We start from the raw sequence: 17,597 nt of genomic DNA, 5'->3' as shown, positions 1-17,597 counted from the left end.
CTATTTAAGCAGGGTAAAATATTCGGCCAAGGGTCCTAGTGCCAAGGCAGGGAAATAAGAAAGTGCATTTAAAACAATGATTACCGCAAAGGTCATTAGGGCAAAAGTTTTAGTATCGGTTTTAAGTGTTCCAGTAGATTCTGGGATGAATTTTTTAGCACCCAATAATCCTGCGATGGCTATCGGTCCAATAATTGGCAGAAACCGGCCTAAGAAAATAATAATGCCGGTTAAAGTGTTCCAAAAAACGTTGTTATCCCCGAGCCCTTCAAAGCCAGAACCGTTATTTGCATTCGATGAAGTTACCTCGTACAGCATCTCTGAAAACCCATGGAAACCAGGATTATTGAGCCAGTTTTTAGGTTGTACCGCCCAATTAGCATCGCCGAAATTGGTAAATACATAACTTGCAATTGCTGTACCTGCAAGAATTAGAAGCGGACTTAACAGCGTAATAATAGCTGCGATTTTAATTTCTCTTGATTCCACCTTGTGCCCCATAAATTCTGGTGTTCTGCCAACCATTAATCCCGAAATAAATACGGCAACAATCAGGTAAATGAAGTAATTTAATAGTCCTACCCCGCAACCACCATAAAATGAATTAATCATCATAGCTAACAATTGCCAAACGCCCGATAGCGGCATCGAACTATCGTGCATACTATTAACAGATCCTGTAGAAATAATGGTTGTAACCGTTGCCCAGTAAGCCGAAGCGGCAGGGCCGAAACGTACCTCTTTACCTTCCATTGCTCCTGTTGTTTGCGAAATTCCCATTTTGGCTAAAGTCGGACTTCCAGCCAATTCTGCACTCAACATCGGAATGAGCAACATAAATAGGCCAATAGTCATTATGCCAAAGATGGTCAAGCCAATTTTTCTCCTTCTAATAAAAAAACCAAAGGCGATAACCATTGCTATTGGAATTATAACCTGTGCAATTAGCTCAACCATGTTAGTAAAATAGCTTGGATTTTCGAAGGGATGAGCTGAATTAACACCAAAATAACCGCCACCATTTGTTCCCAGGTGTTTTATAGCAATCATTTGTGCCGCCGGACCACGCGAAACATTTACCGTATCGCCTTCCATAGAGATAAACTGATCTTTGCCCTCGTAACTTGATGGCGTGCCGTTAAAAGCGAGAATGAGCGCTAACACAACTGATAAGGGTAATAATAGCCTTGTAATTGCTTTTACAAAAAACTCCCAGAAATTACCCAATTGCGTACTGGTTTTATCTCTAAAAGCTTTAAATAATACAACAGCTGCGGCAATACCCGTTGCCGCACTTACAAACTGCAAAAACATCAACACATATTGCTGACTTAAATAACTCACACCACTTTCGCCCGAATAGTGTTGAAGGTTACAATTGGCGACAAAACTGATAATCGTATTAAAAGCTAAATCGGGTGTCATAGCAGGGTTTCCATCCGGATTAAAGGGGAGTTTATCTTGAAAAAGCAAAACAAAAAAACCATATATCAGCCAAACAATGTTGATGGTCATTAAAGCTTTCAAGTGCTGTTTCCAGTTCATTTGCTCTTTAATTTTAATTCCAGAAAGTTTATAAATGCCAGTTTCAAGCGGTTTTAAAAAGTCTGTCCAGACTTTTTCTCCTGCAAAAACCTTAGCCAAATATTTACCAAGCGGAATGGCAATAGCCAGGGTAAGCAGAAAGGTGGCAATAACGCCAGTTAGTTCAGTGTTCATTTCTAATTTGTTAATGTCTTCTACAGACAGATTTAAAATTTTTCAGGTTTGATAAGCACGTAAATCATGTACATGAATACAACTACGGCGAGAATAAATAGGGCTATCATAATTTTTTAGATTTTTTCGAACCAATCGATGGATTTGTACGCTACCCAACAGAGCAAAACGAGGATGATAAAGAATAGTAGGATCATAATATTTTTTTCATGGCAGTAACCAAGACCTGTTCCAGAAAAAACGTATACAATAGTAATAGGCTGAAAATCAGATAAATGAAATGATTGTTTCGCGTTTTGAAATTTTTAGGCATAAAAAAACCCTTCCATTTTGGAAGGGTGATTTTCATTTTGAAAAATTTTCTTTAATCGCCGATAGCATTTTTAGGCCTGATTGGGGAAGGGCGATAGGATATGAACAGTTCCTATGAACGTTGTACTGCTCTCAAGTGTTTTGTCTTCGGAAATTCGACTATTAAAATCGGACTAATCAATTGCATTAACTTAAATTATATTCTTCGAGCTTTCGATAAAGCGTGGTTAAACCGATGCCTAAAACTCTTGCCGCTTCAGTTTTATTTCCTCCAGCATAGTGCAATACTTTTTTTATGTGCTGACGCTCTACTGCCGCCATACTCATTACGCCGTTTTCTTTACTTACATCGTGAAACTCAAGAGGGAGTAAATCTGTGGTAATGGCTGTACTTTCTGCTAAAATTACTACACGCTCCATAATATTCTTTAACTCCCGAATATTTCCTTTCCATGCATGATTGGTAATCAGCTGAATAAAATCTTTATCCATACTCATTTCTGGGCGGTTAACTTTAGTTGCAAACTCGCTTAAATAATGTTTTGCAATTGGCACAATATCAGCTTTCCTTTCTGCTAAGGATGGTAGTTCAAGTGAAAAAACGGATAATCGGTAATATAAATCCGAACGGAAAACTCCCTTTTGAGCAGCTTCCTTAAGTCCGCGGTTGGTAGCTGCAATAATGCGGACATTAACCTTGCTGGTTTTGGTATCGCCTACTTTTATAAACGTTTGATTCTCTAGTACCCGAAGTAATTTTGCCTGGAGATCAATATTCATTTCGCCTATTTCATCTAAAAATAAGGTCCCTTCATTGGCTTCTTCCAATAATCCTTTTTTATCTTTAGACGCGCCTGTAAATGCCCCTTCCTTGTACCCAAAAAGCTCACTTTCTAATAATTCGGCATTAAAACCGCTACAGTTTAAGGCAACAAAAGGCTTTAATTTTCTTGGACTTTCAGCATGAATTGCCTGGGCAAAAACTTCTTTTCCTGTTCCTGTTTCACCAAGCAATAAAACAGAAGCATCTGAAACAGCTACTTTTTTTGCCATTTCTATTACCGCCAAAATTGCAGGAGATTGCCCAATAATACCTTCAAAACCAAGGTTCTTTCCCTGTTTTTTTTCGAGATCAAAAACACGAATTTGTAGTTTTACTTTATCAATCGCTTTGTATAATAGTGGGATAATTTTATCATTGTCGTCGCCCTTTACAATGTAATCAAAAGCGCCGTTGCGAATGGCTTGCACCCCATCAGAAATAGTTCCGAAAGCCGTTAAATTAATGACTTCAACATATGGCTTCAGCTTTTTAATTTCCAGTACTAGGTCAACGCCGTTCACATCTGGAAGCTTCACATCGCTTATCACTACGTGTACCTCTTTTGTATTTAAGATTTTAAGCCCAGCCTTTCCGTTTTCAGCTTGTAAAACCTGAAAGCCTTCCAGCTCTATAATCCTTGATAATAATCCTAATATTTTGGGTTCATCATCAATAATGAGTACAGTATTTTCCATTCGGTAAATATAGTGTTGATTCTATTTATTTGTGGGTTTAAGGAGTATTTAGTTTGGGAAAGGGATTGGTTTGGGGTCAAGCGGGAAAAGAATTTTGGCTCTAATCAGATTGTCTCAACCCGCCCAGCTATCCCGATCCAAACTACGGTAGTTTATGGCTTCAGCAAGGTGTTCCATTTCAATATTTTCGCTATTGTCTAAATCGGCAATGGTTCGTGCAACTTTCAAAATTCGATCATAGGCTCGCGCCGATAAACCTAAACGATCCATCGCGTTTTTGAGGAGCTCTGTTCCGCTTTCTTGTATTTGACATACTTTTCTAACCATTTTCGGACTCATTTGTGCATTGCTGTACAGCGCTTCGGTTTTAGCAAATCGTTGGTTTTGAATTTCGCGAGCCTTAATTACTCGATTACGGATATGCTCGCTTTTTTCTGTTTCGCGTTCTGAAGCGAGTTCCGAAAAATCAACAGGGGTTACTTCAACATGCAGATCGATTCGGTCTAATAATGGGCCAGAGATTTTACTGAGGTATTTCTGAACAATTCCTGGAGCACAAACGCATTCTTTTTCAGGGTGATTGTAAAAGCCGCAAGGGCAGGGATTCATCGAAGCCACCAACATAAAGCTGGCAGGATACTCAACAGAAAAGCGCGCACGTGAAATGGCTACTTTTCTATCTTCGAGCGGCTGTCTCATCACCTCTAAAACTGTTCGTTTAAATTCGGGTAATTCGTCTAGAAAAAGCACACCGTTATGAGCCAAAGAAATTTCGCCGGGTTGCGGATTTACACCTCCCCCAACCAAGGCCACATCACTAATGGTATGGTGCGGGCAGCGGTAAGGTCGTATGGTAATTAATGCATCGGCGGTTGAAAGTCTTCCGGCCACAGAATGAATCTTTGTTGTTTCCAATGCCTCATTCAGGTTCAAGGGGGGTAAAATAGTGGGTAATCGCTTTGCAAGCATGGTTTTTCCGGCTCCAGGAGGGCCAATTAAAATGACGTTGTGTCCGCCGGCAGCAGCAATTTCCAACGCTCTTTTTATGTTTTCTTGGCCTTTTACGTCGGCAAAATCATGCTCGTATTGACTGCTGTTTTTTAAAAATTCTTCCTTGGTGTTAATGGATATGGGAGTCAAGGAAGTCGGATTATTAAAAAATTCGATTACTTGTGAAAGTGTTTCTACGCCATAGGCCAATAAACCATCCACAATACCGGCTTCGCGTACATTTTGTTGGGGCAAAATAAAGCCTTTAAATCCAGATTCTTTTGCTTGAATGGCGATAGGTAATGCACCTTTAATGGGAAGAATGGTTCCGTCTAAAGATAGTTCGCCCATGATGAAATAGTTTTCCAGTTCATCTGAAGGAATTTGTTCCGAGGCGGCTAAAATGCCAAGCGCAATGGGTAAATCGTATGCAGATCCTTCTTTACGAATATCGGCTGGAGCTAAATTAATAACGATTTTTTGGCGAGGCATGCGGTAACCTGCTAAATGAATGGCGCTTTCTACGCGTTGCAGACTTTCTTTAACAGCATTATCTGGTAGTCCAACCAAGTAATATTGGGTTCCGCTACTAATGTTTACTTCGATGGTTATGGTTAAAGCGTTTACCCCATAAACGGCGCTTCCGTATGTTTTTACAAGCATAAAAATCCTTTAATTTTAGTGGGATGTTATGCGTTTTCGGGGATGAAGGATTGATAATAGCTAATATAGGAATATCATTAATATTCTAGACTTTAAATTATTTTTTAGTCGTTTCGACGGATTCGCATTCAAAGTATAAAATGTTGAAGTTATGAGAACAAACCTCATAGGTTTCTGAAACCTAGGAGGTTTATGAAAAAAAATCCCAAACCTAAGGTTGGGATTTTACTATGAATATGTTTTAAAGCCTATCGCTTTCCGAAAGGCATTTTAGGCATTCCTTTCATCATGGCTGCTGCAGCAGCAGGATTTGAAAATTGTTTCATCATTTTGCGCATATCTTCAAATTGCTTAATCAGTTTGGTAACTTCTTCTACTTTGCTACCAGAACCTTTGGCAATACGCAAACGACGGCTTTGTTGTATTGCATCGGGATTTTCCTTTTCAAAAGGAGTCATCGAGTTAATAATGGCTTCAATAGATTTGAAAGCATCATCCGGAACATCTACATTTTTCATCATTTTGCCCACACCCGGAATCATACCCATTAAATCTTTCATATTTCCCATCTTCTTAATTTGTTGAATCTGGTTATAGAAGTCGTTAAAGTCAAATTTGTTTTTGCGGATTTTCTTTTGGAGTTCTGCAGCTTCTTTTTCGTCAAATTGCATTTGCGCGCGTTCCACCAACGAAACCACGTCACCCATACCCAAAATACGCGAAGCCATACGATCAGGATAGAAAACATCCAAAGCTTCCATTTTTTCGCCGGTACCAATAAATTTAATTGGCTTGTTCACAACCGATTTAATAGAAAGGGCAGCACCACCGCGGGTATCACCGTCTAATTTTGTTAAAACAACGCCGGTAAAATCTAAACGATCGTTAAACACTTTTGCAGTATTTACAGCATCTTGCCCGGTCATTGCATCCACCACAAATAAAATCTCGTGCGGATTGGTTTTAGCCTTCACCTCCGAAATCTCGTTCATTAACGATTCATCAATCGATAAACGACCCGCTGTATCAATAATAATAACGTTATTTCCGTTTTGCTTTCCGTGTGCAATCCCTTCAAGAGCAATCGCTACCGGATCTTTCGAATCGCGATTGGCGTATACTGATACACCCACTTGTGTACCCAATACCTCCAACTGATCAACAGCCGCAGGGCGATACATGTCGCCGGCAACCAATAAAGGTTTTTTGCCCTTGCTTTTTAAGTGTAAAGCTAGTTTACCAGCAAAGGTTGTTTTACCCGCACCATTTAAACCCGCAATTAAAATTACAGTTGGGTTGGCTTTTGTATCTAACTCGGTAACATCACCCCCCATTAAGGCGGCAAGTTCGTCGTTCATTATTTTAGTTAGCAATTGACCTGGAGAAACCGCTGTTAATACGTTTTGTCCAAGCGCTTTTTGCTTTACGTCATCTGTAAAAGTTTTAGCTGTTTTGTAGTTAACATCGGCATCCAACAAGGCTTTGCGAATTTCTTTCATGGTTTCCGCCACGTTAATTTCCGTAATGCTGCCTTGTCCTTTTAGTACTTTAAATGCTCTGTCTAGCTTGTCCTGTAAATTATCAAACATTGTATTTTAGCTAAAGGCTTAGTGTTTAGTTAGAAGCCCTATTAATATTAAGTCGCAAATGTAAGCAAAAAGGTTGAGGGTAAAAAGACATAAACGCATCTCCTTTCATCAGTTGAAGGGCTTAGTCAACACGGATTTCATGCAAAATTTAGCTCTTTAAAATTTTTCGTGCAACATTTTAAGCGCATAGGAGTCTTATGGGTACTTAACTAATTTAATGAAGAATCTTCTACTGCTGCTTTTTGCTTTCGCGGGGCTATCCAGTTTTGCCCAGCAAGCGCCAACCATTCGTCAATTAAAAGCTCAACGCATAGTATCTGCGCCAAAAATTGATGGGATTTTAGACGATAAATGTTGGGAAGGGGTACCCATTGCAAGCGGGTTTATAGAATCGCGGCCCGTTCCAGGACGCATAGAAAGTAACGACAAACGGACAGAAGTAAAAGTGTTATACGATGATTTTGCCATTTACGTGTGCGCGCGCATGTTTGATGATCCGGATAGCGTTTCACATGAACTTGTAACGCGTGATAACATTGGAAATGCCGATTTTATTGGAGTTATATTTGATCCTTTTTTAGATAAAAGAAATGGCAACGGCTTCTTTGTAACAGCAGCTGGCGTGCAATTCGATGCTAAATATTCTCCCGATTTAGGGGAAGATGAAAATTGGAATGCCGTGTGGGAAAGCGAAGTAAAATTAGATAGCCTTGGTTGGACCTGTGAAATGAAAATCCCCTATTCGGCACTTCGCTTTTCGAATAATGAAATGCAAAATTGGGGTATCAATTTTATCCGGAGACAGCAAGTGGCAAACAGGCAAAGTTTTTGGAATTTTGTGGATCCTAAAGTAAGTGGCTTAATTAATCAAGAAGGGACATACACAGGGCTGTCGGGGATAAAATCACCCATTCGCCTTTCCTTTTCTCCGTATATTTCAGGATATTTAAATCATTATCCTGCCAATCTACCCGGTGTAAAAAATACCACCACCCGTTTAAATGGAGGGATGGATGTGAAATACGGAATCAACAACAGCTTTACGTTAGATATGACCCTCGTTCCCGATTTCGGGCAGGTTCAATCGGATAATAGAATCTTAAATCTCAGTCCTTTTGAGGTGAAGTTTAATGAAAACCGCCAATTTTTTACCGAAGGAATTGAGTTATTTAGTAAAGGCGATCTTTTTTATTCAAAGCGCATTGGCTCTATCCCTTCGTATTACGATTATTCGGGATTAAAATCAGGAGATAAAATACTAAAAGATCAAACCGAATCGAAGGTTATAAATGCCACAAAAGTCTCCGGACGGACGGCAAAGGGATTGGGTATTGGTGTTTTTAATGCGCTAACGAATACCATGAAGAGTGTGGTGGAGGATGCTCAAGGAAATGTGTATGAATTGGAAACACAACCATTAACCAATTACAATATAGTAGTGCTTGATCAATCCTTAAAAAACAACAGTTCCCTTACTTTTATCAATACCAATGTACTACGGCAGGGATCTGCCTATGATGCCAATGTAAGCGCAGCACTTTTTTCGTTTAACGATAAAAAGAACAGTTACTTTATTAGCGGAGGAGGAAAAGTAAGTTATTTAACCGATACGGCCATTGGAGTTGGTTATAGTTACGACCTGCAGCTCGGAAAAAAGAGTGGAAATTTTACTTGGAAATATACGCAAGCCCTCTCCGATCGAAAATTTAATCCTTCCGATTTGGGCTTTTATAAAAACAACAATTTCTTTGATCAATCAGTCAATTTCGGCTATAATATCTATGAACCTCATTCTTGGTTTAATCAGATGGAAAACTGGTTTCAGGTAAATTATTCCAATCGATTTAAACCGAACGATTATCAGAGTGTGAATGCTTACATCGGTAATTGGATTCAATACAAGAATTTTTGGTCAACTTCCTTTGAGGTTGCTTACAGGGCAGTGGGGAACGATTTTTATGAGGCACGAAATGGACAAATGTATCAAACTCCCGAGCGAATTAATTTTGCTATGTATGTGAATCCAAATCGGGCCAAAGCGTATAATTTCGGCGGAAATATCCAATATACCACACAGAAGCTTTTTAATGGAGAAGCCTACAATTTTTACTTCTTTCAAAACTTAAGGCTTAGTGATAGACTTGCTTTCGGATTAGACTTGAATTATGAGCCGAGCTATAACTATGTAAATTGGGCTAAGTCGATTGGAAATCAAGCTGTTTTTTCAAGATATGATCGGAGAACGGTAGAAAATTCTTTTGACGCGAAATATACATTCAACAATAAAATGGGCTTTTCGCTTGTGGTAAGGCATTATTGGAGTGATAGAAGAAATAAAGAGTTTTATTGGTTAAAACAGGATGGAACTTTGGGCGACTACTCAGGCAGTCCAATTGAGGGCACGGATAGAAATTACAATGTATTTAATATTGATTTAATTTATAGCTGGCAATTTGCACCTGGAAGCATGTTTACGTTTTCATATAAAGATGCTGCAGAAACCAATGAGTTATATTTTACCCCTCGATATAGGAAAAATTTGGACGGAATATTGTCTGCTCCTCAAAACAACAGCCTTTCCATTAAGGTGCTGTATTTCATTGATTACCTAAATTTAAAACGGAAGCACAGTTAACTGAGCACTATCTCGGAAAGGTAAACGCAAAGCCCAGCGCCAGTGACTGACTCGCCTGAACTTTCACGGCGGTATCGTCGTCGAATAATACCACACCCGTTAAACTTGTGTTCATAAAGCGGTTAATCTTTGCTGTCAAGGTTACATCTAAACGTTGATCAATGTGTCGAGGGGCAAAATCCTGATACGGAATAAACATGGCGTACCGTGCTTTGAGATTCGTGTTTTTGAATATGTCTTTATCAAACGTGCTAACAATTTGAAAAGCCAGCTCGTTACGGAATTTTTTGCCATATTCAACCCCAAAGTTTTTAGGGTTTTGCTTATATAGAGTGGTGTCTAACACAAAAGTTTGACGCGCAGTACCTGTACCAATTCTGGAAGAAAAATATTTTGTCGGTTTATATTCAATACCCAACGATTCAGTTAAATAACCTGGCGCCATAAAACCCGAAATTAACTTCTGCTGTTCATCGCCATTGCTGTCGCGATAATATGAATAGCCCTTTGCAAACTGTGATTCAAAACTGAGTGAAGCAAAGAAAAACCAGTTTTTAGATAACTGTAGCGAAGCTTTATTATCCCAATAAATACGGTCGTTGGTCTTCTTTGGTAATTGATCTTTATTTTTAACCTTACCATATTGCAGGTTTAGCTCCGTTACATAGCTGAAACTATTTTTGTTATACTCAGCTTTGTAATTAACCAATCCGCCAATGGCTACCGAGTTTACTCCTCCCCCTTTCCAGTTATCGCTAAATTGCGATTGGTTTAGATTGATTCCCACTTGGGTTTTGGTTTTCCAATAGTTAACTTTTGCGTTTACCACATAGGGAGCAATTTTTATAGGCTCAAAGTTTAATGCCCCCTGTCTGCTGGGCAGCGGGTTCCTTTTAAGCTTAATATTAAGGTCTTTTGTGTTGACAGGGATTGTGTCAACTTTTTGTGCGAAAGAAGCTAGAGAGAATAAACTTAGAATTAGGGACAGGGCTGCTAAACAATTCTTCATTGATTACAAAGAAAAAGAAAAAAATGATAGATAAAAAGATTTAATGAAATGAGTGTTCCTTTGGGGATGCTTTTGTCTGTTTGAAAGCAGATTTTTCTAGCGGATTATTTTTGATTGATGAATCTAAACCACGCATATGGTTTTCGATTTTTTAAGTAGTTTAAGTCCTTTTCGAAATCGTATGCTTCGCACTCAAATACAATAGAACGGTAGGCTTTATCACGATTTTTATATTTTATCCAATTTGCCAAGTAATTGATAAAATACAAGAGGTAGAAGCCAAAAATGAAAAGTTCAAGTTGTTGTTTGAGATGAATTTTTTCATGATTAAGAATAATCGGGTCTTTTTTGAAATCTTCAGATTGCAGCAATATGAAGGGAAAAATTGCCATCCCAAGTGCAGGTAATCTTTTAATTATCAAAATAGGAGCTTTCACAACTTGTCGAGTTTAAATTGAGGTAATTCTGGTAATTTTAAAGCTTTCGGGTTTAGCCGATAGCTGCGATAGGCATTTTTAATAAACTGGTTAAACGCATAATCTGTTGCTTCGAGCACAAAATCATAGGTTGGGCGATATTGTTGCATAAAGTCAATCAATTCTGCATCTTTTATCCCTAAAACCGAATGAACCAAATTGGGTGTAAACCGGAAATCAATGAGATCCTCTCGATAATCTTTTTCTAAAATCTTTTGTAAATGGCGGGCATTTTTCCCTTGTCTGCTTAGCAAGTTATAAATGGCATCAATACCTAATCCAACGCCGCTATTACCTAAATTTAATAAATCTTTACTGCTTCCACGTTGTGTGGCATAGCGATACTCGCGGATGGTTTTTTCGTATTGCTCCTGAGGATTAAGTTTGTTTTCTTTTATGACTACATCGCGCAAGCGAATACCAATTGATTTTAATTGAAAGTATGCGGCCGATTGACCTTTAAAAATAATGGTATCTACTCCATAGCCACTTAAAGCAGCCACCAAGGTGTCTCCGGGTTGCGCATAGGTGCTAAATTCCCCTTTGGTATTATTGTAAAGCCCATCGCCAGTGCGCACATTGTAAATATAAACTTTTGCCAAACGCTGTTTTGTTTCCTTGTCTATAACAATCCCCTGAATAGGCTTGTTTTGTGCAAAGAGTAAGGCTGAAAGACAAATCAAGAAAATAAATACCGTACAAAACTTCATTGGATTACAAAACTACAAATTAGTAGAATGCTAAAGATAGGATTAACATTATTTAACCTTCAGCACTTGACCAATTTTTATGCCATCACTTGTCATTTCGTTGAGCATTTTTAATTGATCAACGCTTAGGTTAAAACGTTTCGAAATGTTGTACAACGTATCGCCTGTGGTAACTTTGTAGGTGCCGTCGGCAGTAATTGGTTTGGCTCCGACCGGAGGAGTGTCTACAGGCGAGAATTTCTTTTTTTCTACTGGGATATTGGCATTTATTTCTGTAAAAACACGGTCTTCGCGTGCAATTTTTTGTTTTTCTGTTTCTGATTGATCGTACTGATAAAGCTGGTATTTTTCGATGGTATTGATTAACAAATCGGGGTATTTTGGATTGGTTGCGTAACCGGCATCTTTTAAGCCTTGAGCCCAGCTGCGGTAATCATTTTTATCTAAACGGAATAAAGCACTATAGCGTTTGCGTTTTAAAAATTCGGAGTGATCTCTATACGATTCACGCGCATCTTTATACACCCGAAAACAATCGTCGTTTTTATCGTCGTCTTTAAAGTAGTTTTTCCCTTTCCAATCGGCCGTACATTTTATGCCAAAATGATTATTGGCATACTTCGCCAAATCACTGTTTCCACTCCCCGACTCCAGGATGCCTTGTGCCAAGGTAATACTAGCAGGAATACCTGCCGCGTTCATTTCTTCAATGGCAACCCCCTTAAATTCTTCAATATAGTTGAGTGTGGTATAGCTTTTAAAGGTATTATTATTACTTTTTGAAGCTTCTTTTTCAATTTTTTTATTGTTTTGAGCAAACTTTCGGGTTTTACAAGCGGTAAACGAAAGCGACAAGAGTAAAAGAAAGAGGACGTATTTTGATGAATGCATGTAAAGTGGATATAAATTAAAATAGTGAGATTAAAGCCTTAGTTTTTGACCAATCTTCAAGTTGTTTGTTTTTAAGTGATTTTTGCTTTTGATACTTTTTACGGTTGTGTGATGGCGCTTCGCTATCATGCTCAGGTTGTCGCCCGATTTTACTTTATATAAATTGCCACTTTTTTTATAGGTGCTTTTTGGGGCTTTGTATACGGGCTCCACATAATCTTCAGGGCGTTCATCGTACTGATACAATTCGTATTTTTTTACAATAGCCACTACTTGACTTGCCCAGGTACGACTTTGGGCATATCCATTACGCTGAATTCCGCGCGCCCATCCTTGGTAATCGTATTGGTCGTACTTGTTAAAAAGCGAACTAAAGTTGTTTCGAGTTTCCATAATTTCAACAAAATGGTTGTACGACTCATCGTCACTTTCATAATCGCGGTACGAAGAACGGATTTCCGTATTGCTGTTTGGACCCTTTATCCCAAAGTGATTATTCAGGTATTGAGCAATGCGACTGTTTCCCGATGCGGACTCGTGAATGGCTACTGCTAAAATGATGCTCGCTGGAATTCTGTGCTCGCGCATTAAGCTTTGAGCAAGTTCTACATGCTCCGCAATATAATCTTCGGTGCTTTTAGCTGCTTTAGCAAGCTGTACAGAGGCGATTAGAAGAAAAATGATGAGTAGTTTTTTCATATTTGTTGGTTTCCTATTGCATAATTAGCGCTCAAATGAGATGTTAATCAAGTTTTCGTATCACAAATAATCCGTCTCTTACCGGCAGAATGAGTTTTTCAACACGTTTGTCTGCGGCAATCTTATCATTAAAATTAGTGATATTTTGGGTGTCTTTGTCTTGTTTGGTTTGAAGAACTTTTCCACTCCAAAGCACATTATCAACAATAATAAGTCCTCCAGGACGAACGCGGTCAAAAATTAAATCGTAATAGGTGCCGTTGTTTTTCTTGTCGGCATCGATAAATACGAGGTCGAAAACTTCGTTTAAATGGTTGATACTTTGGTTGGCGTCGCCTAAAATATATTGTATTTGATCGTTGTAAGGCGATTGGGCAAAGTGATTTCGCACCATGTCTTCCAGCTCTACATTGATGTCAAGGGTATAAATAATCCCGTCATTGCTCAATCCTTCAGCCAAGCATAGGGTTGCATATCCGGTAAAAGTACCAATTTCCAATATGCGCTTGGGACGAAGCATTTTACTTAAAAAACTCAAAACCCTGCCCTGGTAATGCCCCGAAAGCATGCGCGGCATTAAAACCCTTAAGTTGGTTTCACGGTCTATTTTCTGAAGTAATGCACTCTCAGGCTCGCAATAATTGATTAATAAATCTTGTAAATCCTCGTTTATCAGGCTCATTTGTTTGGATATTAACGTTGGCTTTCCATAAAATATTGTAGAATGATTGTCGCGGCAATCGTATCTACACGGTCTTTGTCTCTTCGGTCGGTTTTTTTTAAACCACTTTGCATAATGGTTTGATGTGCCATTTTTGAGGTAAAGCGTTCGTCAACCCAGTGCTGAGGAATATTTGGAAATTCCTTTTTAAGCAAACGCGAGAAACCCACAACATGTTGCTTCGAATCAGAGTCGGAACCATCCATTTGCCTAGGGTCGCCTAACACAAAAGCCTCTATTTGCTCGGTTAAGAGATATTTTTTCAAAAAATCAATTGCATCTTTCGGGTGGATTGTATCCAAGCCGGTTGCAATAATTTGCAGAGGATCCGTCACGGCCATGCCGATGCGTTTGGTTCCATAATCGAAAGCAAGAATTCTGGGCATAAAAATTAAAAAACGTAAAGGTACGGTTTTAGATTTGTTTCAAGCGGTTGCCATTTCCGGCTCTGTATGAGACTTTCGTCAAATTATCCATCAGAATCGCGGACATTTGGTATCTATTTACTATTTTGCACCAAATGCAGTTTAAAGAAATCATCGGTCAAGAAAGGATTAAGCAACAATTGGTTCAAACGGTAAAAGAGAACCGGGTAAGTCATGCGCAATTATTTCTATCGCCGACAGGTTCTGGGGCTTTGCCATTGGCCATTGCTTATGCACAGTATATAAATTGCTTGGCGAAACTGGAGAATGACAGCTGTGGCGATTGTGCCAATTGTCGAAAATACGAACGGTTGATTCATCCTGATCTACATTTTTCTTACCCAATTTTTACCTCGGCAAGTGTAAAAATGGCGGTTGATGTACTGGAAGAATGGCGAACCATGGTGCTGCAAGATTCCTATTTTGATTTGGATATTTGGCGTTCAAAACTCGATGTAGCAAACAAGCAAGCTAATATTCCCATTGCCGAATGTCACGATATCATTAAAAAATTAAGCTTTAAAGCATTCGAAGCCGAAACCAAAGTGCTCATTATGTGGCTACCCGAGTATTTGGATAAATTTGGCAATGCGTTACTAAAATTAATAGAGGAGCCGCCAGCAAATACGCTGTTTATTTTAGTTGCGCAAAGTCAGGATCAAATATTAAATACCATTTTATCGCGTACGCAAATTGTTAAAATTCCAAAACTAAGCGGTGAAGAAATTACCAATTATTTGCAAGAAAACAGAGGATTAGGCGATCATCAGGCGAGAGATTATGCTTTTTTAGCCGATGGTAATTTAATTGAAGCAAAAACCTTGGCTGCAGACACGCAAAGCGATAGTTCTAGTACGTTTACCAGTTGGTTAAGGATGGGTTTTGGAAATAAAGTGCCCGATCTGATTGAATTTACCGATGAGATTGCGAAGTGGGGAAGAGAGAATCAAAAAAGTTTTTTAAAATACGGAGTAAATTATTTACGGGAGTGTTGTTTGCTGTTAAGCGGGGCCGATGAACTGGTGAAATTACCCCCATTAACCTTAGAAACAGCTAAAAAGCTGAGTGAACACGTGCTTTCTTTACCAATGGCCGAGGCTATAATTGCCGAACTAGAGAAAGCACATTATCATATAGAACGGAATGCGAACCCGAAAATTCTGTTTTTAGATGTATCTTTACAGTTGGTAAAAATTATCAAGTTTAAAACGCTCCCTGCGGGGACTCAATATATATACAATTAATTATGGGATGTGGAAGTTGTTCTACGGGTGGTGGTTGCACCCCCAATGGATGCAAAAGTAATGGCTCATGTGGCACCGGTGGTTGCCAAACTATGGAAGTTCACGATTGGCTATCTAATTTGGATATGCCTTCTAACTATAAACCGTTTCAGGTTACAGAAGTAAAATTTAAAGGCTCTAGAAAAGAGTTTTTTCTTAATAGCGATAACATTTATTTGGAAATTGGCGAATTGGTTGCCGTTGAAGGCCCAACCGGTGGTTTCGACGTTGGCCATGTGTCCCTTACAGGTGAGCTTGTTCGTATTCAAATGAAACGACGCAAAACAACAGCTGAACAGGTAACGAAAAAGATTTATCGCAAAGCAACTGAAGCCGATGTAGAAAAATGGAATAGCGCGAAGGAAATGGAATGGGAAACCATGCATAAAGCGCGAAAGCTTGCTTTAGACTTGCGTTTGTCGATGAAAATTAGCGATGTTGATTATCAAGCCGATAAAACAAAAGCAACATTTTTTTATACTGCCGATGGCCGTGTCGACTTTAGAGAATTGATTAAAAAAATGGCAGAAAGTTTCCGAATTCGGATAGAAATGCGCCAAATTGGAATGCGTCAAGAGGCTGGGCGCTTAGGCGGAATTGGTTCTTGTGGCCGCGAACTGTGTTGTTCTACTTGGCTTACCAATTTCAAAACGGTATCAACCGCTGCCGCGCGTTATCAAAATCTGTCGCTCAATACCTTAAAACTAGCCGGACAATGCGGCAAGTTAAAGTGTTGTTTAAATTATGAGCTCGATACCTATTTAGATGCATTAAAGGATATTCCTGATAGAATTGAAAACCTAGATACCGAAGCAGGTTACGCTCGTCATCAGAAAACCGATATCTTTAAAAAAGTGATGTGGTTCAGCTATCAGGGCGAAGAAAATTGGATACCGGTAAAAGCAGCTCGTGTGAAAGAAATTATGGCAATGAACAAAGCCGGAAAGAAAGCGCCGAACTTGAAAGAAGATGCCGTACAGCTTGCCGAGCCGATTATTGTTGAAAAATCACTCGATTACGAAAACGTAGTGGGGCAAGATAGTTTGACACGTTTAGATGACCGATCGAAAGGAAAAAATAACCGCAACAATCAAAAAAATAGTCGCAATTCGAATCAACGAAGAGACCGGAATCAATCTGGAGATAAATCGGGTCAGGCAAATAAGCAACAACCTGCTCAGCAACAAAAGCAAGCAAACAGCGGACTGAAACAAAATTCGTCTGGGGGCCAAAAACCTCCTCAAAACAATCAGGCGAAACAGCAGAATGCACCAAAACCTCAACAGCAAAAAGCACAAAATCAGGCAAAACAGCCAGTTAAAGCAGAGAATGCCGCTGTTACCGAGGGCGGAAAAGCACCAGAGCAAAATAAAAATAGAAACAGAAATAACCGCCGGAAAAACAATAACCGTCGTACGAATAACAATGGCTCAGATACAAAACCTGCTTCAGAATAAAAGGATGTTTCGCTTCGTGTATGTATGCTTCATTTTGGCGCTCTTTGCAAGCTGTAACAGCTCTGTGATTGATAGTAATGTAGAAATTCCGGATCGGAAATGGACATACCGTAACCCTTTAAGGGTGCCGGTTGAGATAAAGGATGCAAATAAGCGTTATAACGTGTATTTTAAGCTAAGAAATACCGCTGAATATAAGTATTCAAATATTTTTATTTTGGCTCATTTTAAAGACGGGAAGAATGAAAAAACAATCCGTTATCAATTTAAATTGGCCAAGAATGACGGCGAATGGTTGGGCAGTGGGTCTGGAAATTTATTTAACAATGAATTTCCGCTGCTTACAAACTATCAATTCGCACATGTTGGAAAATTTGAAATTGTAATTGAACAAAACATGCGCGATAATCCCCTGATGGAAATCAGCGCTATTGGTGTTTTAGTGGAGGAAGCGAAGTAAATGGCTACCACATAAAAAAGCTTTCCTCATCAATGAAGAA

16 protein-coding genes are annotated in these 17,597 nt (G+C 39.1%); 4 read left to right on the top strand and 12 right to left on the bottom strand.

Annotated features, from left to right (window positions below):
• The 5 genes from kdpA to ffh all read right to left on the bottom strand — a co-directional run bounded on the left by kdpA (position 1) and on the right by ffh (position 6,791).
• Positions 1–1,719, bottom strand: coding sequence for a potassium-transporting ATPase subunit KdpA (gene kdpA, locus ACJVDK_RS13345; protein WP_443937162.1), 1,719 nt, complete (start codon positions 1,717–1,719; stop codon positions 1–3).
• A 32-nt stretch (positions 1,720–1,751) separates the two neighbouring features.
• Entirely contained in the window at positions 1,752–1,829 is a 78-nt protein-coding gene (locus ACJVDK_RS13340) for a potassium-transporting ATPase subunit F (protein WP_443940053.1), read from the bottom strand.
• A 388-nt stretch (positions 1,830–2,217) separates the two neighbouring features.
• Positions 2,218–3,549: a sigma-54-dependent transcriptional regulator gene (locus ACJVDK_RS13335; RefSeq protein ID WP_443937161.1), complete on the bottom strand. Its 1,332-nt coding sequence runs from the start codon at positions 3,547–3,549 to the stop codon at positions 2,218–2,220.
• Positions 3,550–3,663: 114 nt separating this feature from the next.
• The gene (locus ACJVDK_RS13330) at positions 3,664–5,202 is read right to left on the bottom strand and encodes a YifB family Mg chelatase-like AAA ATPase (protein WP_443937160.1); all 1,539 of its coding nucleotides are present in this window, start codon (positions 5,200–5,202) and stop codon (positions 3,664–3,666) included.
• 248 nt (positions 5,203–5,450) lie between these two features.
• A complete protein-coding gene (gene ffh / locus ACJVDK_RS13325) occupies positions 5,451–6,791 on the bottom strand; it encodes a signal recognition particle protein (RefSeq protein ID WP_443937159.1) in 1,341 nt (446 codons plus the stop codon).
• 217 nt (positions 6,792–7,008) lie between these two features.
• On the opposite strand from ffh, the gene ACJVDK_RS13320 reads away from it, so the two are divergent.
• Entirely contained in the window at positions 7,009–9,426 is a 2,418-nt protein-coding gene (locus ACJVDK_RS13320) for a DUF5916 domain-containing protein (protein ID WP_443937158.1), read from the top strand.
• Positions 9,427–9,433: 7 nt separating this feature from the next.
• Here ACJVDK_RS13320 and ACJVDK_RS13315 read toward each other — a convergent pair whose 3' ends face one another.
• The 7 genes from ACJVDK_RS13315 to ruvX form a co-directional block, all read right to left on the bottom strand.
• Positions 9,434–10,435 carry a DUF3078 domain-containing protein gene (locus ACJVDK_RS13315; protein ID WP_443937157.1) on the bottom strand — a complete coding sequence of 334 codons (1,002 nt, stop codon included), beginning with the start codon at positions 10,433–10,435 and terminating at the stop codon, positions 9,434–9,436.
• Between the two features lie 104 nt (positions 10,436–10,539).
• Positions 10,540–10,872 carry a hypothetical protein gene (locus ACJVDK_RS13310; RefSeq protein ID WP_443937156.1) on the bottom strand — a complete coding sequence of 111 codons (333 nt, stop codon included), beginning with the start codon at positions 10,870–10,872 and terminating at the stop codon, positions 10,540–10,542.
• Entirely contained in the window at positions 10,869–11,621 is a 753-nt protein-coding gene (locus ACJVDK_RS13305; protein ID WP_443937155.1) for a hypothetical protein, read from the bottom strand. The genes ACJVDK_RS13310 and ACJVDK_RS13305 overlap by 4 nt, the downstream gene beginning before the upstream one ends.
• Positions 11,622–11,669: 48 nt before the next feature.
• Entirely contained in the window at positions 11,670–12,512 is an 843-nt protein-coding gene (locus ACJVDK_RS13300) for a glucosaminidase domain-containing protein (protein ID WP_443937154.1), read from the bottom strand.
• A gap of 30 nt (positions 12,513–12,542) precedes the next feature.
• The gene (locus ACJVDK_RS13295) at positions 12,543–13,211 is read right to left on the bottom strand and encodes a glucosaminidase domain-containing protein (RefSeq protein ID WP_443937153.1); all 669 of its coding nucleotides are present in this window, start codon (positions 13,209–13,211) and stop codon (positions 12,543–12,545) included.
• Between the two features lie 43 nt (positions 13,212–13,254).
• Entirely contained in the window at positions 13,255–13,893 is a 639-nt protein-coding gene (locus ACJVDK_RS13290; protein ID WP_443937152.1) for an O-methyltransferase, read from the bottom strand.
• A gap of 11 nt (positions 13,894–13,904) precedes the next feature.
• Positions 13,905–14,318, bottom strand: a complete 414-nt coding sequence (gene ruvX / locus ACJVDK_RS13285) for a Holliday junction resolvase RuvX (RefSeq protein ID WP_443937151.1) — start codon at positions 14,316–14,318, stop codon at positions 13,905–13,907.
• 134 nt (positions 14,319–14,452) lie between these two features.
• Between ruvX and ACJVDK_RS13280 the strand changes: the two genes are divergently transcribed.
• Genes ACJVDK_RS13280 through ACJVDK_RS13270 form a run of 3 tightly spaced genes read left to right on the top strand, consistent with a single transcriptional unit; the run spans position 14,453 to position 17,557 of the window.
• Positions 14,453–15,601 carry a DNA polymerase III subunit gene (locus ACJVDK_RS13280; RefSeq protein WP_443937150.1) on the top strand — a complete coding sequence of 383 codons (1,149 nt, stop codon included), beginning with the start codon at positions 14,453–14,455 and terminating at the stop codon, positions 15,599–15,601.
• 2 nt (positions 15,602–15,603) lie between these two features.
• The gene (locus ACJVDK_RS13275; protein ID WP_443937149.1) at positions 15,604–17,097 is read left to right on the top strand and encodes a PSP1 domain-containing protein; all 1,494 of its coding nucleotides are present in this window, start codon (positions 15,604–15,606) and stop codon (positions 17,095–17,097) included.
• Positions 17,066–17,557 (top strand): gliding motility lipoprotein GldH, encoded by a 492-nt coding sequence (locus tag ACJVDK_RS13270; protein ID WP_443937148.1) that lies wholly within the window; start codon positions 17,066–17,068, stop codon positions 17,555–17,557. The genes ACJVDK_RS13275 and ACJVDK_RS13270 overlap by 32 nt, the downstream gene beginning before the upstream one ends.
• The last annotated feature ends 40 nt before the right edge of the window (positions 17,558–17,597 follow it).

Source organism: Pedobacter paludisoli, from assembly GCF_052344095.1.
Lineage (GTDB): Bacteria > Bacteroidota > Bacteroidia > Sphingobacteriales > Sphingobacteriaceae > Pedobacter.
The sequence above is the reverse complement of the archived record's forward strand: the minus strand, read 5'-3'. Positions and strand labels throughout refer to the sequence as shown.